Raw genomic sequence first — 23,354 nt, 5'->3', positions numbered from 1 at the left:
GCGGCGCTTCAGGCCAGTTCGGCCAGCGCCGCCTCGCGCATGCGCCGGCTGTTGCGCAGGCCGTCGACCACGAACACCGCCAACGCCAGCCAGATGCAGGCAAACCCCACCAGCCGGGTGCGGTCGAACGCCTCGCCCAGCAGGAACACGCCGATCAGGAATTGCAGGGTGGGCGCGATGTACTGCAGGATGCCCACCGTGGTCAGCGAGATCCGCCGCACCGCGTAGGCGAAGCCCACCAGCGGCAACGCGGTCAGGATGCCGGACAGCACCAGCAACAGGCTGTCGCGGCCACCGAAACCATGGCCGAAGCCGCCGCCGCCCTGCCACTCGATCCAGCCCAGCGCGCCCAGCGCCAGCGGGAACAGGTAGGCGCTTTCGATGCCCAGCCCGGCCACCGCATCCACGTGTGCCAGCTTGCGCACCACGCCGTACACGCCGAAGGTGATGGCCAGGGTCAGCGCGATCCACGGGAACTGGCCGTATTGCACCGTCAGCCACAGCACCCCGGCAAACGCGATCGCCACCGACAGCCATTGCAGCGGGCGCAGCCGCTCGCGCAGGAACAGCACGCCGATCACCACGTTGAGCAACGGATTGATGAAATAGCCCAGCGCGGTTTCCACCACGTGGCCGGCATTCACCGCCCAGATGTACAGGCCCCAGTTGCAGGAGATCAGCAGCCCGGACACGCCCAGCATCCACCACAGGCGCGGCTGCCCGGACAGCGCCGTGGCCACCCAGCGGCGGCCATCGCGCCAGAACAGATAGGCGGCCACGAACAGCGCGCTCCACACCACCCGGTGCAGCACGATCTGCACCGATGGCACCGCCGCCAGCAAATGCCAGTACAGCGGTGCCAGCCCCCAGGTGACGAACGCCGCCAGCGCCGCCCAGGTACCGCGCGTCGCGGCGGTGTCGCGGCTCATGCCGGCTGCCTCTCGAACACCTTGGCCAGCGTGATCAGCACCACGCCCAGCAGGATCACGCCCATTGCCGCCAGTTCGCGCACGCCGAAGCGCTCCTGCGCCAACGCGGCCCCCAGCACCACCGCGATCGCCGGATTGACGTAGGCATAGCTGGTGGCCAGCGCCGGGCGCACGTGGTGCAGCAGCCAGATGTAGGCGGAGAACCCGGCCAGCGAACCCAGCACCACCAGATACCAGAACGCGCCGATGGCGTGCGCCGTGGGCAGGCCATGGAAGCGCTCCTTCAGGGCCACGCCGAGCACCACCATCGCCACCCCGCCACACAGCATCTGCCCGGCCGCGGCCATGAACGGCGACGGCAGGTCACGCCCCTTGCTCCAGATCGAACCGAACGACCATGCCACCGACGCCAACAGCAGCGCCGCCAGCCCCATCGGCGTACCGGCCAAACTGCCGCCGGTGCTCAGCCACAGCACGCCGAGAAACCCGATGCCCAGCCCCGACCACTCCATCGTGCTGGGCCGATGCCCGCGCAGCGCCGCGAACACGCCCATCCACAGGGCCGACGAGGACACGATCACCGCGGTCATGCCGGACGACACCGTCTGCTCGCCGAGGTTGACCATGCCGTTGCCCATCAGCAGCAGCAACACCCCCATCACCGCGAGGTTGCGCCACTGCGCGCGGGTGGGCGCCGGCACCCCGCGCCAGCGCAGGACGCCGTACATCAGGCTGCCGGCGACGAGGAAGCGCACGCCCCCCAGCAGGAAGGCCGGGAAACCGCCCTCCAGCGCGAAGCGGATGGCCAGGTACGTGGAACCCCAGATCACGTACACCGCCGCCAGTGCCAGCGGCACGCTGGCGGCGGAGGCAGGCTTGGTGGCGACGGTTGCGGACATTGGCGGAATTTCCAGACGCGGCGGGCACCCGAAGGTGCCCGCGTGCATGCGTGAAGCGGGGAAGGGAGGGCGTCAGTCGGCCCAGTGGCCGGCGGCGTTGCGGGTGGCCGGCAGCACCTGCGCCGCCAGCTTGGCGTTCCGGCCCAGCAGGCCGATGGCGTCGCCCAGGATCGCCGCCGACTCGCGCAGCAGCGGATCCGGGGCCTTCTTCGCCGCCGCTTCCCGCGCCACCGCATCGGCCACGTTGCGCTCGTCCGCGGTCAGGCCGTCGTCCGAACGCGCATCCAGCAACGGGTCCTGGTTGATGCCCAGGCGCTTGCGCTCGGCATCACGCTGCTTGCGTTGCGCATCGAAGCGGTCGCGCTCGGCGCGGCGTTCGGCCTCGTTCAGCGAAATCGACTTCTTGGCGTTTTCCTCGCGGAACTTGCGCACGTCGTCCACCCACCACTGATATTCCACGTCCTGCGCGGAACGCGCCTGGTGGCGCGCATCCAGCTGCGCCAGCAACGGCGCGAAATTGCCGTAGCGCACATGCGGCGACGCCGTGAGCCGCGTCCACGGCAGCGCGTTGGGATAGGTGCTCTCGCCGAACTCGCCGGCGTCCACGCTGGCCGGGAACGCCACGTCCGGCGCCACGCCCTTGTTCTGGGTGCTGCTGCCGTCCGGACGGAAGAACTGCGCCACAGTCAGCTTGACCTCGCCGAAGCGCGGCTTCTCGTTGGCCGGCCAGCGATCCAGGTCGACCATGGTCTGCACGGTGCCCTTGCCGAAAGTGGTTTCACCGATGATCAAGCCACGCCCGTAGTCCTTGATGGCGCCGGCCACGATTTCCGACGCCGAGGCCGAGCCGCGGTTGATCAGCACCGCCAGCGGCCCATCCCAGGCCACGCCGGCATCCTGGTCGTACTGCACGTTGACGCGGCCGCCGGCCTCGCGCACCTGCACCACCGGGCCCTTGTCGATGAACAGGCCGGTCAGCTCCACCGCCTCGCTGAGCGAGCCGCCGCCGTTGCCACGCAGGTCCAGCACCACGCCATCGACCTTCTGTGCGCGGAACTCGGCCAGCATCCGTGCCACGTCGCGGGTTGCCGACGCGTACGTGGGGTCGTTGCGGCGACGCGCCTCGAAATCCTGGTAGAAGCCGGGCAGCTTGACCACGCCGATGCGCCGCGCCGGGGCGTCGCCGGTGGCCGGCAACACGATGGTCTCGGCCTTGGCGCGCTGGTCCTCCAGCCGCACCTTGGCGCGGGTCAGCAGCAGCGGGGTCGGCTTGCTGTCCAGCGGCGCTTCCGCCGGCACCACGTCCAGCCGCACCTGGGTGTCGGCCTTGCCACGGATCAGCGCCACCACGTCGTCAATGCGCCACCCCACCACGTCCTTCATCTCGCCGCTGCCGCCCTGGCCCACGCCGACGATGCGGTCGCCCGCCTTGAGCTTGCCGCTGCGCGCCGCCGGGCCGCCCGGCACCATCTCACGCACCACCACCACGTCGTCCTGGCGGAACAGCACCGCGCCGATGCCTTCCAGCGAGTTGGACATCTGCACGTTGAAGTTTTCCGCGCTGCGCGGGTTCATGTATTCGGTATGCGGATCGATGCTGTCGGCATAGGCGTTCATGAAGCTCTGGAAGACTTCCTCGCCCTTGAGCTCCTGCATGCTGGACAGCAGGTTGGCGTAACGCTTGTCCAGCGTCTTGCGGATCTCGTCCGGCTGCTTGCCGGCCAGCTTCAGGCGCAGCCAGTCGTTCTTCACCGACTGCCGCCACAACGCATCCAGCGTCGCCGCATCGGCCCACGGCGCGTCCTTGCGGTCGTAGGCGTAGCGTTCGTCCTGGGTGAAGTCGAAATCGCCCTTGAGTTGCTTGCGGGCAAACGCGATGCGGTCCTCCACGCGCTGCCGGTAGGTCGCGAAGATCGCCCATGCCGGGTCCACCTGCCCGCTCTTGATCGCATCATCCAGGGTGGTGGCATAGGTGCCGAAACTGGCCACGTCCTGGGCGGTGAAAAACAGTTTGCCCGGGTCCAGCGCCTTCAGGTATTCGGTGAGGATTTCTCGCGACAGCGCATCGTCCAGCACCCGCGGGCGGTAGGCATAGCGGCTGTCGGACAGCAGCCCGAACACCATTCGCGCGGTGGTGGCCTGGTCGCGGGTGGGGCCGTTGCTGGGCGCGATGTCGCCGGCAGCAGCCAGCAGCGCCAACGGCGTGGCCAGGGCCAGGGCCAGGAACATGGAAATCAGGGGGCGGTTGCGGATCATGGGCTTTCCGCGGCGTGGGGCCGCTGTGGGGGGTGGCAAACAGGATGTCGTCAGGCTTGACCGCGAACCAGTGCCGGAAGTTCGCCACGGCGCGCCGGCTCCCACTGTAACGGCCCGCAATGGATTTGGGTGAACGCCGGCCATGGCCGGCTGCCGCACCGTTGTGCGGCTCAGGGCAGCGTCGGCGCGCCGGCTTGCCAGGCCAGGCCGAACTGCCGGCCCAGGTGCTCCAGCAGGACCGGCTTGACCGCGTCCAGCGCCGTCGGCCCGCCGAGATCGGCCAGCGCCACCACCTGCAACCCGGCATAACCGCAGGGATTGATCCGCGAAAACGGCGGCAGGCTCGCGCCGGTGATGTTGAAGGCCAGCCCGTGGAAGGTGCAGCCGCGGCGCACGCGGATGCCCAGCGAGGCGATCTTGGCGCCGTTGACATACACGCCGGGGGCGCCGTCCTTGCGGGCCGCGCCGATATTCCAGGTGTCCAGGGTGTCGATGATGGCCTGCTCGATCCTGCACACGTAGTCGCGCACGCCGATCTTCAGCCGCTTCAGGTCCAGCAGCGGGTAGGCGACGATCTGGCCGGGGCCGTGGTAGGTCACCTGGCCGCCGCGATCGACATGGAGTACCGGGATGTCGCCCGGCATCAGCACGTGCTCGGGCTTGCCGGCCTGGCCGAGGGTGAACACCGGCTCGTGTTCGACCAGCCAGAGTTCGTCCGGGGTGTCGTCGTTGCGGGCATCGGTGAACGCCTGCATCGCGCGCCACACCGGCTCGTAGGGCTGGCGGCCCAGGTCGCGGACGATGGCGGTCCGGGCACCCATGGGTTTGCCTCCCTCCCCCTGCATGCGGGGGGAGGAGCAAAGGGCTACAGCGTCCACTTCACTTCCGGATGGTCGCGCAGCGCGGCGTGCGCGCGGTCGTAGTCGGCGCGCGAATTGGCGCGGAAGGAGATCCGCACCGACACGTACTTGCCGCTGCTGGAATGCCGCCAGCTGACGTCCTCGTGCAGCACGTCGATGCCGGCCGCCAGCAGGTGCTGCGGCAGGTCGGCTTCCAGGTGCTTGTCGGCCGGGCCCATCGCCGACAGCTCGAAGGTGCCGGGAAACTGGAAGCCGTGCTCGGGGTTGTCGGAATGGGGCGTGTTCAACTCTGCCACCACATCAGCAGGTCATGCCACAGGCGCTTGAAGAAGCCGCCCTCCTCCACCGCAACCACCGCCACCAGCGGTGCCTGCGCCACCAGCTTGCCGTCCAGCATCACCCTCACGGTGCCCAACCGCTGGCCCTTGGCGATGGGAGCCACCAGCGCCTTCGGCAGGTCCATCGTGGCCTTGAGGTGGTCGTATTTGCCGCGCGGGGTGGAGACCAGCAGCGGCTGTGCCACGCCGACCTGCACCGCGTTCTCCTCGCCCTTCCACACCTTCGGCGAGGCCAGTGCCTTGCCGGATTCGTACAGGCGGTGGGTTTCGTAGAAGCGGAAGCCCCAGTTCAGCAGCGCCTGCGAATCCACCGCGCGCTGGTTCTCGCTGGAATCGCCCATCACCACGGTGATCAGGCGCTGGTCGCCGCGCTTGGCCGACGCCATCAGGCAGTAGCCGGCACTGGAGGTGTGGCCGGTCTTGATGCCGTCCACCGACGCATCGCGCCACAGCAGCAGGTTGCGGTTCGGCTGGGTGATCGGGCCGACCGTGAATTCCTTGATCTTGTTGTAGCTGTAGGCCTCGGGGAAGTCGCGGATCAACGCGCGGCCCAGCAGGGCGAGGTCGTGCGCGGTGGTCACGTGGCCTTCGGCCGACAGGCCGTGCGGGTTCACGAAATGCGAATGGCGCAGGCCGATCTTCTTCGCGTAGGCGTTCATCAGCTGGGCGAAGGCCTGCGTGCTGCCGGCCACGTGTTCGGCCAGGGCGATCGCGGCATCGTTGCCGGACTGCACCACCATGCCCTTTTCCATCTGCTCCAGCGGCGCGGTCTTGTTGACCTCGAAGCCGCTGTAGCTGCCGTCGGTGGCGGCACCGCCCTCGCGCCAGGCCTGCTCGGTCATCATCACCGGATCCGTGGCCTTGACCTTGCCGGCGGCCATTTCCGCGGCAATGACATAACTGGTCATCACCTTGGTGATGCTGGCCGGCTCCACCGGGGTATCCACGTTCTCGCCCGCCAGCACCTGGCCGGTGGCGTAGTCCATCACCACCCACGCCTTGCTGACCTTCGGCGCGGGCGCGTCCGGCACCGGCAGGTTGTCGCTCAACGCCGCCGGGCGCGCGGGGACAGGGGATTGGGCCACGGCCAGGCCACTGCCAATGGCAAGGCCGGCGCTGGCCAGCGCGACGAGCAACAACGAACGCGAACGCATCAAACAAACTCCTCATGGCCGCACGCGTGGCGCGCGATGGCAAAACGACATTTTAGACAGCCCGCGGCGACCACGCGCGGCGCGGCCCGCGTGGCGGCCCGCGTCAGTCGCGTACCCGCTGCGGGTGGCCAAAACCCAGACCCACGATGCGCGCGGCAAGTTCCGTCATCGCGGTCGCCTGCACCGGGCCCACCTGCAGGCGCCAGATCTTCCGCCCACCCACGTCGGCATCGCGCAACCAGGCCCGCGCGATCGCCGCGCCCTGCAAGCGGGTCAACGCGCGCTGCGCATTCTGCGGGTCGCTGAAACTGGCCACTTGCAGGGTCACCTGCTCTTCCCCGCTGGCCGCCTCCGCCGCCGGCGTCGGTGCCCCTGTGGGAGCCGGGGCCGGCATGTCGGCCAGCAGGCGATCGATGCCGGTGGCCGGCGCGGCCGGTGCGGGTGCGGCAGGCGCAGCGACATCCGGCCCGGCCACGGCGTTGCTGGCCGGCAGGCGCGCATCCTCCGGCGACAAGGCCTCCACCCGCACCCGCGCGCTGCCTTGCTGGCGATACCCCAGCTTGACCGCCGCCGCGTAACTGAGATCGATCACCCGCCCGGGATGGAACGGCCCGCGGTCGTTGATCCGCACGACCACCGACTTGCCGTTGTCGAGGTTGGTGACGCGGGCGAAGCTGGGCAGCGGCAAGGTCTTGTGCGCGGCGGTGAAGGCGTACATGTCGTACACCTCCTGGCTGGAGGTGCGGCGGCCGTGGAACTTGTTGCCGTAATAGGAGGCCATGCCTTCTTCGACGAACCCGCTGTGGTCGTCCAGCACGTGGTAGCGCTTGCCCAGCACCACGTAATCGCGGTTGCCGGTGCGCGCGCGCGGCTCGTCGCGCACATCCGGCTCCGGGATCGCATCCACGTCCGGGATGTCATCGGGCACGCTGTCCGGCACACCGGGGCGGAACAACCCACCGGCCACGTAGTCGCCACGCTTGGACGGATCTTCCTGGGCCGGGGCGTAGGGCGAAGCCTTCGCCCCCTGCTCCCTGGCCACCGGCACATGGGTGGGCGGCGCATGCTGCGTCGACGGCGGCGCATGGGTGGCCGGCCCGGTGCTGGCGCAGGCCGCCAGGGCCAGCGGCAGGGCAGCCGGCAGCCAGCGGCGCAGCATCACCCCGCCTCCCGGGTGCGGCCGGCGATCGCTTCCGCCAGCTGGAACACCGCGGTGGCGTACAGCCGCGAGATGTTGTAGCTGGTGATCGCCTTGAAGTTGTTGTAGACGATCCAGTATTCCGGACCGGCCACGCCCTCGAGGGTGATCAGCGTCACTGGCTGGCCGCCGTCCAGGTGCAGCACGGCCACCGGATCGGCGGCGCGGTAGCCGCGGGCGCGCAGGTCGTCGACGCGCTGGTCCAGCGTCACCGCGTTGCCGGGGTTGGCGAAATCGGCAGCACCTTCATCGCGGGTGGCGCGCTCCATCACCGGGCCACCGCGCTGCCAACCGCCCTTCTTCGCGAAGTAATGGGCCACCGAAGCGATCACGTCGTCGAGGTCGTTGAACAGGTCGCGTTTGCCGTCGCCATCACCGTCCACCGCGTACTGGCGGTAGCTGGACGGCATGAACTGGCCCCAGCCCATCGCCCCGGCATAACTGCCTTTCAAGGTGGTGATGTCGAAGCCCTCTTCCTTGCCCAGCGCGAACAGCTGCGCCAGCTCGTCGCGGAAGAACGCCTCGCGCTTGTCCTCGTAGGCCACCCGCGCCGGGTCGCCGCTGCGCGGATACGCGAACGCCAGCGTGTACAGCGCGTCCACCACCGGCCAGCTGCCCTTGTTGCCACCGTAGCTGGTTTCCACGCCGACGATGGCCGTCACCAGCTCCTTCGGCACGCCGTAGGTGTCTTCGGCGCGCTGCAGCGCGGCGCGATTTGCCTCGAGGAAGGCGCGGCCACCGTCGATGCGCGCCGGCTGGATGAAAATCGGCCGGTAGTCGCGCCACGGTTTGGCCTCGGCCGGGCGCGCCATCGCCTTGATGATCGGCGCGCGGATGCGGGCACCGGCCAGCACCGCCTCGATCCGTGCGGCAGGAATATCGAAACGCTGCGCGGTGCTGCGCACGAACTCGGCACGGGCGGCGCTGAAATCCGCCACCGGTGGGGCGTCCGCCTCCACCGTGGCCGCCGCGGCAGGCACGGGGGTGGGTGCGGGCGTGGGCTTCGGTGCCGGGGTCGCGCAGGCAACCAGCACCAGGGAAACAAGACCGGGTAGTAGGCGTCGCATCATCGGCGCGGAGGGTAGCATGCAGCACCGCGCAAATCGGAACATCGCATTCAGTTTGCAGCGGCCCCTGCCGCCTCAGCGATGCACCGGCCGGTGCGTGCGCAACGCCATCACCACGCCGAAACCCAGCAGGATGGTGACCGCCGAGGTGCCGCCGTAGCTGAGCAGCGGCATCGGCACCCCCACCACCGGCAGCAGGCCGGCCACCATGCCGCCGTTGACCAGCACGTAGACGAACAGCGACAAGCCGATGGTGCCGGCCAGCAGGCGGGCGTAACCATCGCGCGCATCGGCGGCGATCCACAGGCAGCGCGCGATCAGGAACAGGTAGATCGACAGCACCGTCATGACGCCCACCCAACCGAAATCCTCGGACAACACCGAGAACGCGAAGTCGGTGGTGTGCTCGGGCAGGTAGTTCAGATGCGCCTGGGTGCCCTGCCCCCAACCCTTGCCGGTCAGGCCGCCGCCACCAATGGCGATTTGCGATTGCAGGATGTTCCAGCCCGCACCCATCGGGTCGTTGTCGGGGCTGCGGAAGGTGAGGATGCGGTTCTGCTGGTAGGGCCGCAGGAAGCTCAGCCACGACATCGGCGCCAGCATCACGGTGGCGAAACCGCCGCCGCCCAGCACCGCGCCGGCCCCCCACCACCACCACGACGTGCCGGACAGGAACAGCACGAAGATCCCGGTGGACAGGATCAGCACCGAGGTGCCGAGGTCGCGCTGCAGCAAGGTCAACCCCACCGGCAGGGCGATGATCGCCAGCGCCCCCAGCAACACGCCGATGCGCGGCGGCATGCGGTAGCGGTCGAAATGCCAGGCCAGCATCATCGGCAGGCTGAGCTTGCACAATTCCGCTGGCTGCACGTTGAAGAAACCGAGCTTGATCCAGTGGTTGCCGTATTTGCCGCCGCCGATGAACAGCACCAGCACCATCGGGATCAGCGACAGCAGGAAAATCGCCGGGGTGGCCTGCTTGAGCAGATGCAGCGGCATCCGCGACACCACCCACAGCCCCGCGCAGCCCACGCAATAGAACCCGCCCTGCATCAGCACCCCGCGCACGGACTCGTTGCCGGCGCTGTACTGGGTGACCAGGCCAATGGCCATCAGCGCCATCAGCGCCACCAGCAACGGCAGGTCCAGCGTGCGCGCGAAACGCAGCAGCAGGTCCAGCAGCCACCGCAGCAGGACGTTCATCGCGCGGCCCCCGCCGGGGCCACGACCGGTACCGCATCGGGGCTGCCGCGCACGGCCGAGAAATCCGGCGGGGCCGCCACCGGCGGCACGGCGGTCTCCGCCTGCGGGGGCGCGGGCCGCTTGCCCAGCAACCAGGCATCGAACACCTTGCGCGCGATCGGCGCGGCGGTGGAAGCCCCGTAACCGCCACCCTCGATGGCAACGGCAATCGCGATGGTCGGCGCATCCGCCGGTGCGAAGGCGATGAACAGTGCGCGATGACGCAGGTGCATCGGCAGGTTCCTGGGGTTGATGGCGGCCGTGCCGCGCCGGCTGACCACCTGCGCGGTGCCGGTCTTGCCGGCGATCAGGTAGGTCAGGCCGGGGCGGATGTTGGTGGCGGTACCGGGGCCGTGCACGGTGCCGATCATGCCCTCCCGCACCGCCTGCAGGTGCGCGGGGTTGTCGCTGATGCGGGTGGGTTGCCGAAGCGGCACCGGCTGCCACGGTGCGTCGAACCCGGTGCGGGTGTCCTTGACCAGGTGCGGCGGGCGCAGCCAGCCGCTGGCCAGGCCGGCGACGCCATGTGCCAGTTGCAGCGGCGTCACCTTCCAGAAGCCCTGGCCGATGCCGGTGATGACGGTATCGCCGGGATACCAGCGGCCCTGCTTCGGCGCATGCGCCGCCTTCCATTGCGGCGACGGCAGGATGCCGCCGATCTCGCCGGCCAGGTCCACCCCGGTGGGGCGGCCGAAGCCATAGAAACCCATGTACTGGTCGACGCGGGCAATGCCCATGTCCAGCGCCAGCTTGTAGTAGTAGGTGTTCACCGAGTCGTAGATCGACTTGCGCAGGTCGGTCCAGCCGTGGCCGCCACGGTGCGAGTCGCCGTAGCCGCGCTTCTGCCCGGGCAGGTAGAACATGCCGGTGGACAGGATCTTGTCTTCCGGCCGCCGCAGCCCGCTGTCCAGCCCGGCCAGCCCCAGCAGCGGCTTGATGGTGGAACCCGGTGCCACCCCGCCCAGCACCACCCGGTTGAACTGCGGGCGCGACGGGTTGTCGTTGAGCGCCTGGAAATCGGCGCGGCTGATGCCGTTGACGAACAAATTGGGATCGAAGGCGGGCAGGCTGACCATCGCCAGGATCTCGCCGGTGCGCGGGTCCACCGCCACCGCCGAGCCCTCCAGTTCGCCGAAGGCATCCACCATCGCCTGCTGCAGGTCGGCATCGATGGACAGCCGCAAATCGGCACCGGGGGTGGCCGGTACCGTGCCGAGGCTGCGCACGGTGCGCCCGGCGACATTGGTTTCCAGCCGCCGGTAGCCGGGCTTACCGCGCAGCAGGTCCTCGTAATAGCGCTCCAGCCCGGTCTTGCCGGCATGGGTATAGGCTCCGCCGACATCGCCCAGTGCGGCCAGGTCCTTGTCGTCGATGCGGCCGACGTAGCCGATCACGTGCGCGAACAGCGCGCCGTAGGGGTAGACGCGCCCCAGGTAGGGCACCAGGTCCACGCCGGGAAAGCGCCAGCGATTGACCGCGAACCGCGCGGCCTCCTCATCGCTGATGCGCAGCTTGAGGGTCACCGGCTTGAACGGCCGCGCCGCACGGTAGTCGCGCAGGAACTGCGCCTGTTGCTCGGCATCCAGCGCCACCACGCCCTGCAGCCGGGACAGCAGGGCCACGCCGTCGCCGGCGCGCTCGGGCACCGCATCCAGGCGCCATGCGGCGATGTTGTCGGCCAGGATCCGGCCCTTGCGGTCGTAGATCAGCCCGCGCGCCGGGGCCACCGGCACCAGCCGCATCCGGTTGGCTTCGGAGCGGGTGGCGTACAGCTCGTGCTGCACCACTTGCAGGCGGAAGTACCACAGCGCCAGACCCGCCAGGCCCGCCAGCGCGCACAGCATCCCCACCAGCGCGCGCCGGCGGAACAGCGCGGCTTCGCAGGCATGGTCCTTGAGCAGGCGGGCACGACGGTTCATGGCCTATCCGCGCCGGCGCAGGCGCAGCGAATCCAGCAGCAAGCGCAGCGGCGGCCACAGCAGCAGGCCCGGCAACGGCGACAGCCAGTACGCCCACTGCAACGCCGGTGCCCCCATCACCACATGGATGGCGGCCCCGATCACGCGGTCGTTGAGCAGCAACACGCCCACCGCCAGCGCCTGCTGCGACACCGGGAAAAACCGCAGCCGCGCACGGAACCGTTCGAGGATGAAGGCCAGCACCACCAACCGCAGCGATTGTTCGCCCAGCAGCCCGCCGAACGCGAGATCGGCCACCAGGCCCAGCAGGAAGGCGCTGCCCAGCCCCACCCGCTCCGGGGCTTCCAGCACCCAGTAGGCCAGCACCAGCGCCAGCCAGTACGGCCGCAGCGGTTGCAGCAGGCCAGGCAGCGGCAGCAACCCCAGCAGCAGTGCCAATGCCAGGCTGGCGGGCAGCACCCAGCCGTTGCGCGGGCGGCTCATCGGCGCGATTCCGGGCTTGGCCGCTTCCCCTGCATCGGCAGGGGAGGGTTGGGGAGGGGTTGGCTTGCGGGCGGCGCGGACGGTGTCGCGTTTTGCACGGCGCGTTGCGCCTCGCATCCGCTCCCGGCTTTCCCCTGCACACAAGGGGAGGGGCTTTGCGGCGCGGCCACCGGCTTGTAGCCGCGCAGCAGCAGCACGTCGCGCCCGCGATCAAGTTGCGCCGCCGGGGTGACGTCGGCTTCGAGGAAGGCACGGCTGTCGTCGGCGCGCAGGCGCTCGATGCGCCCCACCGCGAACCCCGGCGGGAAGCGGCCCCCCAGGCCCGAGGTCAGCAATTCGTCCCCCGGGCGCACGTCGGCCGACAGCGGCACGTCGGCCAACTGCAGCACATCGCTGCGGCCGGTGCCGTACACCATCAACCGCACCCCGCTGCGCGCCACCATCACCGGCACCGCGTGGTCGGGGTCGGTGAGCAGCAGCACGGTGGCGGTGGTGGGCGTGGTGGCGATCACCTGGCCCATCAGGCCGCCGGCATCGATCACCGGCTGCCCCGGCCGCACGCCGCTGCTGCTGCCGGCATCCAGCAGCAGTCGCTGGCGGGTGGGGTCGAGGTCGACATCCAGCACCCCCGCCAGTTGCACATCCAGTCGCTCGCGCGCGGCGCTGTCCAGCAGGCCGCGCAGGCGGGTGTTTTCCACGGCCGCAGTGCGCAGGCGCGCATTGCGGGCGGCGGTCAGCAACAGCGCCTCGCGCAGGCGCGCATTGTCGGCCGCCAGTTGGCTGCGGGTCACGGCATTTTCACGCAGGCTGCTGCCCAGGCGCGCCGGCTGCCCGGCCAGCCACCACAGCGGTTGCACCAGCGCCTCCGCCTGCGCACGCATCGCACGCAACCAGCCGCCACGGAAGTCCAGCAGCATCAGCGCCGTCGCCAGGAGCAGGTACGCCAGCAACCGCAGCACGCCGGCGACGTCACCAGGGCGGGAGGCGGAAGGGCCGGCAAGGGAAGACACGTCAGTGGGTCAGCGGGGTCGGGGTTTTGTGCCTCCCCTGGCCCGCATTGCAGGCAAGAGGAGATCGGGAGGGGGTGCTTTCGGCTTGCCGCACCACGCACGGAAAGAAGGCAGGGCCCCCTCCCCGGCCCTCCCCTGCTTCGCAAGGGAGGGAACGCAACGGCATCACTCGGGCGCGAAGAACTCGTTGCCGTGCATGTCCACCAGTTCCAGTGCACGCCCGCCGCCGCGTGCCACGCAGGTCAGCGGATCGTCGGCCACCTGCACGTGCAGGCCGGTTTCCTCGGAGATCAGCTTGTCGAGGTCACGCAGCAACGCGCCGCCGCCGGTCAGCACGATGCCGCGTTCGGCGACGTCCGCGCACAGTTCCGGCGGGGTCTGCTCCAGCGCCAGCCGGATCGCCGACACGATCCCCGCCAGCGGCTCGCGCAGGGCTTCCAGCACTTCGTTGGAGTTGATGGAAATGATCTTCGGCACGCCTTCGGCCAGGTGGCGGCCGGAGATTTCGATTTCACGCACGTGCTGCTGCTGGTAGGCGTTGCCCAGGTCCAGCTTGATCCGCTCGGCGGTGGCGTCACCGATCAGCATGCCATGGTGGCGGCGCACGTAGGCGATCAGGGCCTCGTCGAAACGGTCGCCGCCGATCCGCACCGACTGCGAATAGACGATGCCGTTCAGTGCGATCACCGCCACTTCGGTGGTGCCACCACCGATGTCCACCACCATCGAGCCGCGCGCCTCGGTCACCGGCATGCCGGCGCCGATCGCCGCCGCCATCGGCTCCTCGATCAGGTAGACCTCGCGGGCGCCGGCTTCTTCCGCCGACTCCTTGATCGCGCGGCGCTCCACCTGGGTGCTGCCGGCCGGCACGCACACCAGCACGCGCGGGCTGGGGCGCAGGAAGCGGCTCTTGTGCACCTTGCGGATGAAGTGCTTGAGCATCTCTTCGGTATAGGTGAAGTCGGCGATCACGCCGTCCTTCATCGGCCGCACCGTGCTCATGTGGCCGGGTGTGCGACCGAGCATCTGCTTGGCCTCGCTGCCCACCGCCGCCACCGCCTTGGCACCGCCACCGCGGTCCTGGCGTACCGCCACCACCGACGGCTCGTTGAGCACGATGCCCTGCCCGCGCACGTAGATCAGCGTGTTGGCGGTGCCGAGGTCGATGGAGAGGTCGCTGGAAAAATAGCCCCGGAGGAACTTGAACATGCTGGAATCGTGCCGAAATGGGAGTGGGGGCCGCGCATGGGAGCGCGGCAGCGGGTACATGGCCGGACGCGCACCGGGCGCGTGGGCGGACAGGGACCGGCTAGCCTAGCAACGCCCCCTGCCGCCGGCAAGGAAGCACCCCGCGCCGCCGTGCTCGCCGTTCATCCATGCGCCCCACGCGCTATCATGACCGGCCTTGCGTGTTTCCCCGTCCGAGGCTTCGATGGCTGCCCTGATCTGCGGTTCCCTGGCCTATGACACCATCATGGTGTTCCCCGACCAGTTCAAGAACCACATCCTGCCGGACAAGGTGCACATCCTGAACGTGTCCTTCCTGGTGCCCAGGATGCGCCGCGAGTTCGGCGGCTGCGCCGGCAACATCGCCTACAACCTCAAGCTGCTGGGCGGCGATCCGATCCCGATGGCCACCGTCGGTGCCGATTTCGGCCCGTACCGGGAATGGTTCGGCGAGCAGGGCATCACCCTGGACCACGTCAAGGCGATCGACGAGCTGTTCACCCCGCAGGCGTTCATCACCACCGACCTGGACAACAACCAGATCACCGCGTTCCACCCGGGCGCGATGATGCGCAGCTACGAGAACCACGTGCGGGACGTGCCGGGCGTCACCATCGGCATCGTCAGCCCGGACGGCTACGAGGGCATGTTGCAGAACGCGCAGGAATTCCACGCAGCCGGCATCCCCTTCATCTTCGATCCGGGCCAGGCCATGCCGCTGTTCAACGGCGAGGAGCTGCGCCACTTCATCGAACTGGCCGACTACGTCACCGTCAACGACTACGAATCCAACCTGCTGCAGGAGCGCACCGGCTGGAATGCGCAGGCGATCGCCGCCAAGGTCAAGGCCTACATCGTCACCCGCGGCCCCAAGGGCGCGGAAATCCTGGCCGATGGCCAGCTGCACAAGGTTCCGCCGGCACACGAACGGCGCGTCACCGACCCCACCGGCTGCGGCGACGCGTTCCGCGCCGGGCTGCTGTTCGGCATCGAGAAAGGCTACGACTGGATGACCATCGGCCGCATGAGCAACCTGATGGGCGCGCTCAAGGTGGAACACCCGGGCACCCAGAACCAGCGCTTCACCTACGACGAATTCGCCGGGCAGTTCCGCCAGCAGTTCGGCTACGCGCTGGGGTGATGGCGGGGCGACGGGGCGGCCACCATGAAAATCGCCAGCTGGAACGTGAATTCCCTCAATGTGCGGTTGCCGCAGCTGGTGCAGTGGCTGGGTGATTTCGCGCCCGACGTGGTGGGGTTGCAGGAAACCAAGCTGGAAGATCACCGCTTCCCCGACGACGCATTGCTGGAAGCCGGCTACCGCAGCGTGTTCCACGGCCAGAAGACCTACAACGGCGTGGCGATCCTGGCGCGCGATCGGGCCATCAAGGACGTGCAGGTGGCGATCCCGGGCTTCGATGACGCGCAGGCGCGGGCGATCGCGGCCACCGTCGATGGCGTTCGCATCGTCAATCTTTACGTGGTCAACGGGCAGGACGTGGGCACCGAGAAATACGCCTACAAGCTGCGCTGGCTGGAGGCCGTGCACGGCTGGCTGGCCGACGAACTGCGCCGCCATCCGAAGCTGGTGGTGCTGGGCGATTTCAACATCGCCCCCGACCATCGCGACGTGCCCGATGCCGCCGTGTGGAACGATGGCCACATCCTGACCTCCCGTGCCGAGCGCGCGGCCTACCAGCGGCTGCTGGCGCTGGGCCTGCACGACGGCTTGCGCCTTCACCATCAGGACGACGGCCTGTTCAGCTGGTGGGATTACCGGCAGGCGGCGTTCCGCCGCAACCTCGGCCTGCGCATCGACCTGACCCTGGTGTCGGAGACGCTGAAGGATGCGGTGCTGGAGGTCGGCATCGACAAGACCCCGCGCAGCTGGGAACGGCCGAGCGACCACGCGCCGGCCTGGGTGCGGCTGCGCGCGTGAGCGGCCTTCTACAATAGACCGATGCACGACACCCTTCGCCCCGATCTGGAAAGCGGCCTGCAACAGCTCGGGCTGGATGCCGCGCTGGCCGCGCCGCTGCTGGACTACCTGGCCCTGCTGGTGCGCTGGAACGCCACCTACAACCTCACCGCGATCCGCGACCCGCGCGAAATGCTGGTCAAGCACCTGCTGGATTCGCTGGCGATGCAGCCGTATGTGCGTGGCCTGAAGACGCTGGCCGACCTGGGTACCGGCCCCGGCCTGCCCGGCATCCCGCTGGCCATCGCCACCCCGTCACTGCAGGTGACGCTGGTGGAAAGCAATGGCAAGAAGGCGCGCTTCCTGCGCGAGGCGGTGCGCCAGCTGCAACTTCGCAACGTGCAGGTGGTGCAATCGCGCATCGAGGAGTTCCACCCCGACACCCGCTTCGATGCGATCACCGCACGCGCACTGGCCACCCTGCCGTTGATCCTGGAACTGGGCGGCCACCTGCCCGGCCCCGACGGGCGGCTGCTGGCCATGAAAGGCGTGCTGCCGGTGGAGGAAATCACCGCGCTGCCGACGGGTTGGCAGTTGGCCGCCGCGCACCCGCTGCGCGTGCCGGGGCTGCCGGCCGAACGCCACTTGCTGGAGATCGTGCGCACACCGGGCCCCGCCTGAGCCCCCCGGCCGGTGCGTGCTGGCGGGTGGGAACCCTCATTTCCACCCCGGCAGCTTCGACGGCACCAGCCCGCCCACTTCGAAGCTGGCGGTGCGCTTGCCGACCTGGCGGGTGGGGAATTCGATGCTCAGGCGCTTGCCGGTCCTGGCCAGCTTCCACAGGGCCTTGTGGTCGTCGATGAACATGGCGATGGCCTCGTCGGTCCTGGGGCGGGTGCCGGGCAGGATGACGGTCTTGCCATCCAGCGTGACCTGCAGCTTGCAGCCCTTGTAGCAGTCGAAGTCGCCGGCTTGCAGCACCAGATAGGCGCTGCGGCCCCAGCTGGGATGGTCGCGGAAGATCAGCCGCACCGGGTGCGCGCCGCTGCCGTCGGTATCCACCGGTTCCTGCGAGTAGATCGCCGCCGACAGCTGGTGGCCCTCCTTGCCGACCGCTTCATCGCCGTAGTCCCACAGCACGGCCAGCCGGTCCTGCTGCGCCTGCGCCTCGGCCTTGGCCTGGATGTCGGCCAGCTGCGGCTTCACCCGCGCCGCCGCCGCGCTGGTGGGGTGGTCGACCTGCAGGACATCGCCGTAGCCCTTCGCCAGCCGCCAGTTGCCAGCCGCCACGGCGGCGTCGAACTGTTGCTCCATCGCGGCGGCGGCCTGCTCCTGCGTGGCGGCTTGCGCGGCGGCGGCACGCGCCGTCGCCTGCGGGTCCTCGCGCTGGCAGGCAGGCAACCACAGGCAGCAGACAAGGGCGAGCGGCAACAAGCGCATCGGTGGACTCCGGCGGAATCAGGTCGGGGACGCCCATTTCACCACGGCGGCCGCCACCGCGGCCGGGTTTTCCATCATCACCATGTGCCCGCATCCTTCCACCAGGCAGGTCTGCGCCTGCGGCATGGCGGCGGCGTACAGCGCCAGTGCGCTGGGGTCGATGACTGCATCCTGCCGGCCCCAGACGAGCAGGGCGGGCTGGTGGATGTCGGCAGCCTCCAGGCCGGGGCGCAGGCTGTCTGCGCTGCGGCCGATCAGCTCCAGCACGGCGTGTTCGAACCCCGCGTCGCGACGTCGCCTGGCGATCAGCGCGGCCGATGCGGGCCATGGAATCCAGGGCTTGGCGACGGCATCGAAGAACACCGTGTCGAGGTAGCGGCGCAGCGACGCGGCATCCTGCACCGCGAACGGATTGTCGCCGGCCAGCACCGCCAGCCCGAACGCATTGTCGGCAAACCGCACGCCGGCGGCGCTGATCAGGGCCACCTTGCCGATGCGCTGCCGGTGCCGGGCGGCCACCAATGCGGCGATGCCCCCGCCCATCGAATGCCCCAGCAGCAGCACCGGCCGCCCCGGCGACAGCGCATCGATGAACGCAGCCACGCGTGCCGCCTGCTCGACGAACCCGTAGGCCACGTCCGGACGACGCTGGCTGTCGCCCCAGCCGGGCAAGTCGGGGATCAGCAGGTGGTAGCGCCCACCCAACGCCCGTGCCAGCGGATACCAGTTCTCCTTGCTGCCGGTGAAGCCATGCAGCATCACCAGCACCGGCGCATCGGCGGCCTCCGCATGCCGCCATGCATACGCCCAGCGATGGCCGGCCGCATCGACCGTGCCATGCGCCAGCCCGGCGGCACGGCGCTGGCGGGCGAACTCCAGGCGAACCAGCAGGAACGGGTCGCGCAGCACGGCGATGACGGCCAGCAACGCCGACAACGCCACCGCCCACGCCAGCACAACCATCACCGGCAGCCGCCCACGCTTACCTGGCCGGCGTCTTGGCCGCCGCCAGGATCGCTTCCACCGAACCGGCGGTGATCGGATGGGTGGCCGGCTTGGCCTTGGCGAACGCCTGCTCGGCGAACGCCAGCCCGTCCGGGGTCGCCACCAGCGCCTTGTAGACCGGCAGGATCAGCTTGCGGCGGCCGACGCGCTCCAGGAACTTGCCCATCTCCTCGCGCGCAGCGGCATAACCGCTGCGTTCGGCCAGCGGGTACCAGCGCATCGCGATCTCGCCGTTGGGCGTGCCGGTGAAGTGGTACGCCGTGTCCAGTTGCGCCAACTGCTCGGGCTTGAGCGTGGCCGGCATGGATTCCAGGAAGTGCACCCACTCCTGCGTGCTCCACGCGCCGGTGATGCTCTTGTCGGGCAGCGCGTTGCTGCCCTGCCAGGCGATGCGCGCGGCGTTCACCGTGCTGAACTTGCCCGACTCCACCTGCGGCGCGTTGCCGGGAATGCCCGGATCAAACAGCCACTGGTCGACTTCCTGCATCGTCACCACGTTCGGATGCTTGTCGATCAGGTTGGCCTTCAGGTACGCGCGGAACTGGCCAGTGGTAATACTCTGGAACGCGAAGTGGTCGAAGTAGCCCTTCAGCCACGGATCGAACACCGTGCGGCCGAAGCGCTTCTCCAGGAACTCCAGGAACCACGCACCCTTGGTGTAGACAGTGGCGCTGGACTGGTCGTCCGGGTCGGCCAGCGTGCCGGGCTTGAGCGACAGCCGTTGCAGCTTCGGATCCAGGGTCTTGAACTCGCTCTTCAGCTCGTCGCGGTCGATCACTTCTTCCATGTCGGCCACGTCGCGGCCGTACAGGGCTTCGGTGATGCGGCTCTGCACGTAGGTGGTGGTGCCTTCGTTGAGCCAGCTGTCCTTGTCGGTGGCGAAGGTCACCAGGTTGCCGGACCAGCTGTGCGCCAGCTCGTGCGCCACCAGCGACACCAGCGACTTGTCGCCGACGATCACGGTGGGTGTGGCGAAGGTCAGGCGCGGGTTCTCCATGCCGCCATAGGGGAAGCTGGGCGGCAGCACCAGCAGGTCGTAGCGGCCCCAGCGGTACGGGCCGTACAGGCCCTCGGCGGTGCCGATCATCTTCTCGGTGTCCTCGAACTCGTGTTCGGCCTTGTCCACCATCGCCGGTTCCGCCCATACCCCGCTGCGTGCGCTGATCGGCTTGAACACCAGGTCGCCGGCGGCGATCGCCATCAGGTAGGACGGGATCTTCTGCGGCATCTTGAAGCTGTAATCGCCGTCACGCACCGCATTCGGGTCGTTGTCGGCGCTCATCAGCACCATCGCGTCCTTGGGTGCGGTGACATGCGCGCTGTAGGTGAAGCGCACCTGCGGGGTGTCCTGCAACGGCACCCACGAGCGCGCATGGATCTGCTGCGACTGGCTGAACATGAAGGGCTGTTTGCCACCTTCGGTCATCGCCGGCGACAACCATTGCAGGCCGGAGGCGGTGGGCGCGGTGACGTAGGTGACCCGGACCTTGGCCGGGCGGGCCGGCGTCTCGATGGTCAGCGCGCTGCCCAGCACCCTGTCCTTGTCCGACAGGGCGAACTTCAGAGGGCTCCACTGGCCATTGGCACCCAGCGCCTCGGCCTTCTCGATGGTGAGGTCGCGCGTGTCCAGCACCAGCTGGGTGGCGGCTTTGTCCGTCCAGTCCAGCGCGTAGGTGGCCGAACCGCTCAAGGTCCTGGCGTCGAAATTGACCGCCAGATCCAGCGCGATGTCGGTGATGCGCACCTTGTCGGGCTGCGCGAAGGAATGCTCGTCCACGATCTTCTCGGCCGTGGCGGCCGGCGCTGCCTGCGCCTGCGGGTTGGGCGCGGGGCCCTGGTTGCCCTGGCACCCGCTGGCAACCAGACCAAGTGCGGTGGCGATGGAAACGCTGAGAAGCAACTGGCGCATGGACACAATCCGGTGGCGGAAAAGGCGAGTTTATCGCTGCTGGCCCCGCTTCGTCGCATGCGGCATGCGCGCGCCGGCCACGCCCCGCAAGACTGCGCGCACCGTCGCCGCATCCGCGCTGCCCGCCCCTGTCATCAGTCATGGCAACCCCCGCGCGGCTTGCCGCATCAGCTGTTGCATTGAACCCCCTGGAGCCCCGCTTGAAGCCGTCCGCATTGACCCTTGCCCTGCTGCTGTGCGCGCCGTTCGCGCATGCGCAGCAATCCCCCGCGCCCAGCGCGGCCGAAACCGCCATCGCCGGCGGCAGCATCCCGCGCCTGCACGGGCCGGTCGTCCTTGACGGCAAGCTCGACGACGCTGCGTGGCAGGGTGCGCTGGTGCAGCAGATCGGCTACGACATCCAGCCCGGCGACAACACCCCGGCACCGGTGCCGACCACGGTGTGGATCGGCCATGACGAACATGCGCTGTACCTGGCTTTCCATGCCGTCGATCCCGACCCGGCGCAGATCCGTGCGCACCTGCGCGACCGCGACACCGCCTTCGATGACGATTGGGTGGGCGTCTTCCTCGACACCTTCAACGACCATCGCCGCGGCTACGAGCTGATCGTCAATCCGCTGGGCGTGCAGGCCGACCTGATCCGCGACGAAACCAATCCGAACAACCAGGAAGACCCGAGCTGGGATGGCCAGTGGAGCAGCGTGGGCACGCTCACCGCCGAGGGCTACGACGTTGAAATCCGCATCCCGTTTTCCACCCTGCGCTTCCCGAACATGACGGGCGACCAGCACTGGGGCATCTCGCTGTTCCGCAACTGGCCGCGCGACAAGCGCCACCAACTGACCAGCCACAAGGTGCCGCGCGCGTCCAACTGCTTCCAGTGCGAGTGGGGCCAGTACACGGGCCTGGACGGCATCCGCCAGGGCCGCAACCTGGAGATCGTGCCCACCCTCACCGTGGGCCAGACGCACACCCGTGCTGCCGCGGGCGATGGCTGGCGCAGCGGCACCGCCCACATCGAGCCGGGTGTGGACGTGAGCTGGGCACCGACCCCGGCCATGACCCTGAACGCCACCGTGAACCCGGACTTCTCGCAGGTGGAAACCGACCAGCTGCAACTGAATTTCAACGATGGCTTCGCCCTGTTCTACCAGGAGAAGCGGCCGTTCTTCCTGGAAGGCGCCGACTACTTCAACACCCCGCTCAACGTGCTCTACACCCGCCAGATCGCCGACCCCGACTTCGGCCTGCGCGTCACCGGCCACACCGACGGCAGCGCCTATGGCGCGCTGGTGGCGCGCGATGCCACCACGCTGGTGCTGGTGCCCGGCGTGCAGGGCTCCAGCTTCGAGCAGCTGGCGCAGAAAACCGACGTGGCGGTGGGCCGCTACCGGCGCGACTTCAACGCCCATGTCAGCCTCGGGGTGATCGGCACGTTCCGCCACGGCACCGGCTATGCCAACGACGTCGCCGGCGTGGATGCCCGTTGGCAGCAAGGCGCGCACACCGCCACCGCGCAATTCCTGCACAGCAGTTCACGCTACCCGGACGCCATCGTCGACAGCTACCGCGGGGATTTCGGCGACGACGCCCGCCCGACCGGCGATGCATGGCGGCTGGCCTATGCCTTCGGCAACCGCAATTGGGGATTCAACGTCCTGCACCAGTCCATCGACCCCGGCTTTCGCGCCGACCTCGGCTTCATCGGCCAGGTGGGCTACACGAAATCGCTGGTGGGCGGCAACCACGTCTGGTACCGCGACGACCACGCCTTCAACCGCATCAACCTCGCCGCCGACGGGTTCATCGTCCATCGCCACGACGGCCAGCTGCTGGAGCGCACGGTGGAAGCCAACCTCAGCCTGCAAGGGCCGATGCAAAGCAACCTTGGCCTGCATGGGCTGGCCCGCACGCGCGACTGGCAGGGCCGCCTGTTCGACGAACGCTTCCTCGAAGCCAGCGGCAATGTCCGCCCGACCGGGAACCTGCAGCTGGGCGCGCATGTGCTGGCCGGCACCATGCTGGACCTCACCGCGGCGCGTACCGGCCACCGCCTGCTGGTGGAGCTGACCGGCAACGCCAACATCGGCCGTGGCGTGGCGCTGGACTGGGGCCTGAGCCAGCAGCGTCTGCGCCGCGACGGCGGCACCGCCTACCGCGCCAGCGTGGCCAATGTCAGCGGCAGCTGGCAGGTCGACCCGCGCCAGCGCGTGCGCCTGACCGTGCAGGGCAGCGACGTGCGGCGCGCGCAAGCGCTGTACGCCACTCCGGTGGACCAGCGTGCGCGCGATTGGGCGGCGCAGCTGGTGTATTCGTACAAGGCCAATCCGCACACCGCGCTGTACGCAGGCACCGCGTGGGGGGCGTTCATGGACGACGAGCACCCGCAGCTGTTCGGCAACACCCGCAGCGTGTTCGTGAAGCTGAGCTACGGCTGGCAGCCGTGAGCAACGCGACGCGAACGGCAGCGGAGAGGGGGCGGCAGCGCCCCCTTTCC

20 protein-coding genes are annotated in these 23,354 nt (G+C 69.1%); 4 read left to right on the top strand and 16 right to left on the bottom strand.

Going from position 1 to position 23,354, the window contains the following annotated elements; all coding sequences use genetic code 11:
* Positions 1–8: 8 nt before the first annotated feature.
* The 13 genes from rarD to ACE3OK_RS11565 all read right to left on the bottom strand — a co-directional run bounded on the left by rarD (position 9) and on the right by ACE3OK_RS11565 (position 14,564).
* Positions 9–929: an EamA family transporter RarD gene (gene rarD, locus ACE3OK_RS11625; protein WP_374249707.1), complete on the bottom strand. Its 921-nt coding sequence runs from the start codon at positions 927–929 to the stop codon at positions 9–11.
* Entirely contained in the window at positions 926–1,828 is a 903-nt protein-coding gene (gene yedA / locus ACE3OK_RS11620; protein WP_374249706.1) for a drug/metabolite exporter YedA, read from the bottom strand. The genes rarD and yedA overlap by 4 nt, the downstream gene beginning before the upstream one ends.
* 72 nt (positions 1,829–1,900) lie before the next feature.
* On the bottom strand, positions 1,901–4,084 hold the full coding sequence (locus ACE3OK_RS11615; protein ID WP_374249705.1) for a carboxy terminal-processing peptidase: 2,184 nt from the start codon (positions 4,082–4,084) through the stop codon (positions 1,901–1,903).
* Between the two features lie 170 nt (positions 4,085–4,254).
* Complete coding sequence (gene lipB, locus ACE3OK_RS11610; protein WP_374249704.1) at positions 4,255–4,929, bottom strand: lipoyl(octanoyl) transferase LipB; 675 nt, start codon at positions 4,927–4,929, stop codon at positions 4,255–4,257.
* 20 nt (positions 4,930–4,949) lie between these two features.
* Positions 4,950–5,231, bottom strand: coding sequence for a DUF493 family protein (locus ACE3OK_RS11605; RefSeq protein WP_374249703.1), 282 nt, complete (start codon positions 5,229–5,231; stop codon positions 4,950–4,952).
* Positions 5,228–6,436, bottom strand: a complete 1,209-nt coding sequence (locus ACE3OK_RS11600) for a D-alanyl-D-alanine carboxypeptidase family protein (protein WP_374249702.1) — start codon at positions 6,434–6,436, stop codon at positions 5,228–5,230. Before ACE3OK_RS11600 ends, ACE3OK_RS11605 begins: the two co-directional genes overlap by 4 nt.
* A 103-nt stretch (positions 6,437–6,539) precedes the next feature.
* A complete protein-coding gene (locus tag ACE3OK_RS11595; RefSeq protein WP_374249701.1) occupies positions 6,540–7,595 on the bottom strand; it encodes a septal ring lytic transglycosylase RlpA family protein in 1,056 nt (351 codons plus the stop codon).
* A complete protein-coding gene (gene mltB / locus ACE3OK_RS11590) occupies positions 7,595–8,704 on the bottom strand; it encodes a lytic murein transglycosylase B (RefSeq protein WP_374249700.1) in 1,110 nt (369 codons plus the stop codon). The genes ACE3OK_RS11595 and mltB overlap by 1 nt, the downstream gene beginning before the upstream one ends.
* A gap of 72 nt (positions 8,705–8,776) precedes the next feature.
* Positions 8,777–9,904 carry a rod shape-determining protein RodA gene (gene rodA, locus ACE3OK_RS11585; RefSeq protein ID WP_374249699.1) on the bottom strand — a complete coding sequence of 376 codons (1,128 nt, stop codon included), beginning with the start codon at positions 9,902–9,904 and terminating at the stop codon, positions 8,777–8,779.
* Entirely contained in the window at positions 9,901–11,862 is a 1,962-nt protein-coding gene (mrdA, locus tag ACE3OK_RS11580) for a penicillin-binding protein 2 (RefSeq protein WP_374249698.1), read from the bottom strand. The genes rodA and mrdA overlap by 4 nt, the downstream gene beginning before the upstream one ends.
* A 3-nt stretch (positions 11,863–11,865) precedes the next feature.
* Complete coding sequence (gene mreD / locus ACE3OK_RS11575) at positions 11,866–12,345, bottom strand: rod shape-determining protein MreD (protein ID WP_374249697.1); 480 nt, start codon at positions 12,343–12,345, stop codon at positions 11,866–11,868.
* Positions 12,342–13,355 carry a rod shape-determining protein MreC gene (gene mreC, locus ACE3OK_RS11570; protein ID WP_374249696.1) on the bottom strand — a complete coding sequence of 338 codons (1,014 nt, stop codon included), beginning with the start codon at positions 13,353–13,355 and terminating at the stop codon, positions 12,342–12,344. The genes mreD and mreC overlap by 4 nt, the downstream gene beginning before the upstream one ends.
* A 165-nt stretch (positions 13,356–13,520) precedes the next feature.
* Positions 13,521–14,564: a rod shape-determining protein gene (locus ACE3OK_RS11565; RefSeq protein WP_374249695.1), complete on the bottom strand. Its 1,044-nt coding sequence runs from the start codon at positions 14,562–14,564 to the stop codon at positions 13,521–13,523.
* A gap of 223 nt (positions 14,565–14,787) precedes the next feature.
* Between ACE3OK_RS11565 and ACE3OK_RS11560 the strand changes: the two genes are divergently transcribed.
* From ACE3OK_RS11560 to rsmG, 3 genes are read left to right on the top strand one after another with little or no spacing between them, the layout of a single operon-like run.
* The gene (locus ACE3OK_RS11560) at positions 14,788–15,723 is read left to right on the top strand and encodes a carbohydrate kinase family protein (RefSeq protein WP_374249694.1); all 936 of its coding nucleotides are present in this window, start codon (positions 14,788–14,790) and stop codon (positions 15,721–15,723) included.
* Between the two features lie 24 nt (positions 15,724–15,747).
* Entirely contained in the window at positions 15,748–16,521 is a 774-nt protein-coding gene (gene xth, locus ACE3OK_RS11555) for an exodeoxyribonuclease III (protein WP_374249692.1), read from the top strand.
* 21 nt (positions 16,522–16,542) lie between these two features.
* Positions 16,543–17,181 (top strand): 16S rRNA (guanine(527)-N(7))-methyltransferase RsmG, encoded by a 639-nt coding sequence (gene rsmG / locus ACE3OK_RS11550; RefSeq protein WP_374249691.1) that lies wholly within the window; start codon positions 16,543–16,545, stop codon positions 17,179–17,181.
* 36 nt (positions 17,182–17,217) lie between these two features.
* Here rsmG and ACE3OK_RS11545 read toward each other — a convergent pair whose 3' ends face one another.
* From ACE3OK_RS11545 to ACE3OK_RS11535, 3 genes are read right to left on the bottom strand one after another with little or no spacing between them, the layout of a single operon-like run.
* A complete protein-coding gene (locus ACE3OK_RS11545) occupies positions 17,218–17,940 on the bottom strand; it encodes a hypothetical protein (RefSeq protein WP_374249690.1) in 723 nt (240 codons plus the stop codon).
* Between the two features lie 18 nt (positions 17,941–17,958).
* Complete coding sequence (locus tag ACE3OK_RS11540; RefSeq protein ID WP_374249730.1) at positions 17,959–18,903, bottom strand: alpha/beta fold hydrolase; 945 nt, start codon at positions 18,901–18,903, stop codon at positions 17,959–17,961.
* Between the two features lie 19 nt (positions 18,904–18,922).
* Positions 18,923–20,854, bottom strand: coding sequence for a M1 family metallopeptidase (locus ACE3OK_RS11535; RefSeq protein ID WP_374249689.1), 1,932 nt, complete (start codon positions 20,852–20,854; stop codon positions 18,923–18,925).
* A 200-nt stretch (positions 20,855–21,054) separates the two neighbouring features.
* Here ACE3OK_RS11535 and ACE3OK_RS11530 point away from each other — a divergent pair, with 200 nt between their 5' ends.
* Positions 21,055–23,304: a DUF5916 domain-containing protein gene (locus tag ACE3OK_RS11530; RefSeq protein WP_374249688.1), complete on the top strand. Its 2,250-nt coding sequence runs from the start codon at positions 21,055–21,057 to the stop codon at positions 23,302–23,304.
* The last annotated feature ends 50 nt before the right edge of the window (positions 23,305–23,354 follow it).

Source organism: Thermomonas sp. (assembly GCF_041905325.1).
In the GTDB taxonomy this organism is placed as follows: domain Bacteria; phylum Pseudomonadota; class Gammaproteobacteria; order Xanthomonadales; family Xanthomonadaceae; genus Thermomonas.
This window is presented reverse-complemented; position numbering and strand designations above follow the sequence as displayed.

What these genes read in the sequence shown, in the direction of transcription:
- mreD (WP_374249697.1), bottom strand. Translation starts at nt 12,345, where the DNA reads ATGAGCCGCCCGCGCAACGGCTGGGTGCTGCCCGCCAGCCTGGCATTG.
- ACE3OK_RS11535 (WP_374249689.1), bottom strand. Translation starts at nt 20,854, where the DNA reads ATGCGCCAGTTGCTTCTCAGCGTTTCCATCGCCACCGCACTTGGTCTG.
- rsmG (WP_374249691.1), top strand. Translation starts at nt 16,543, where the DNA reads ATGCACGACACCCTTCGCCCCGATCTGGAAAGCGGCCTGCAACAGCTC.
- yedA (WP_374249706.1), bottom strand. Translation starts at nt 1,828, where the DNA reads ATGTCCGCAACCGTCGCCACCAAGCCTGCCTCCGCCGCCAGCGTGCCG.
- xth (WP_374249692.1), top strand. Translation starts at nt 15,748, where the DNA reads ATGAAAATCGCCAGCTGGAACGTGAATTCCCTCAATGTGCGGTTGCCG.
- rarD (WP_374249707.1), bottom strand. Translation starts at nt 929, where the DNA reads ATGAGCCGCGACACCGCCGCGACGCGCGGTACCTGGGCGGCGCTGGCG.
- ACE3OK_RS11565 (WP_374249695.1), bottom strand. Translation starts at nt 14,564, where the DNA reads ATGTTCAAGTTCCTCCGGGGCTATTTTTCCAGCGACCTCTCCATCGAC.
- ACE3OK_RS11540 (WP_374249730.1), bottom strand. Translation starts at nt 18,903, where the DNA reads ATGGTTGTGCTGGCGTGGGCGGTGGCGTTGTCGGCGTTGCTGGCCGTC.
- ACE3OK_RS11545 (WP_374249690.1), bottom strand. Translation starts at nt 17,940, where the DNA reads ATGCGCTTGTTGCCGCTCGCCCTTGTCTGCTGCCTGTGGTTGCCTGCC.
- mltB (WP_374249700.1), bottom strand. Translation starts at nt 8,704, where the DNA reads ATGATGCGACGCCTACTACCCGGTCTTGTTTCCCTGGTGCTGGTTGCC.
- rodA (WP_374249699.1), bottom strand. Translation starts at nt 9,904, where the DNA reads ATGAACGTCCTGCTGCGGTGGCTGCTGGACCTGCTGCTGCGTTTCGCG.
- ACE3OK_RS11615 (WP_374249705.1), bottom strand. Translation starts at nt 4,084, where the DNA reads ATGATCCGCAACCGCCCCCTGATTTCCATGTTCCTGGCCCTGGCCCTG.
- ACE3OK_RS11560 (WP_374249694.1), top strand. Translation starts at nt 14,788, where the DNA reads ATGGCTGCCCTGATCTGCGGTTCCCTGGCCTATGACACCATCATGGTG.
- mrdA (WP_374249698.1), bottom strand. Translation starts at nt 11,862, where the DNA reads ATGAACCGTCGTGCCCGCCTGCTCAAGGACCATGCCTGCGAAGCCGCG.
- ACE3OK_RS11600 (WP_374249702.1), bottom strand. Translation starts at nt 6,436, where the DNA reads ATGCGTTCGCGTTCGTTGTTGCTCGTCGCGCTGGCCAGCGCCGGCCTT.
- lipB (WP_374249704.1), bottom strand. Translation starts at nt 4,929, where the DNA reads ATGCAGGGGGAGGGAGGCAAACCCATGGGTGCCCGGACCGCCATCGTC.
- ACE3OK_RS11595 (WP_374249701.1), bottom strand. Translation starts at nt 7,595, where the DNA reads ATGCTGCGCCGCTGGCTGCCGGCTGCCCTGCCGCTGGCCCTGGCGGCC.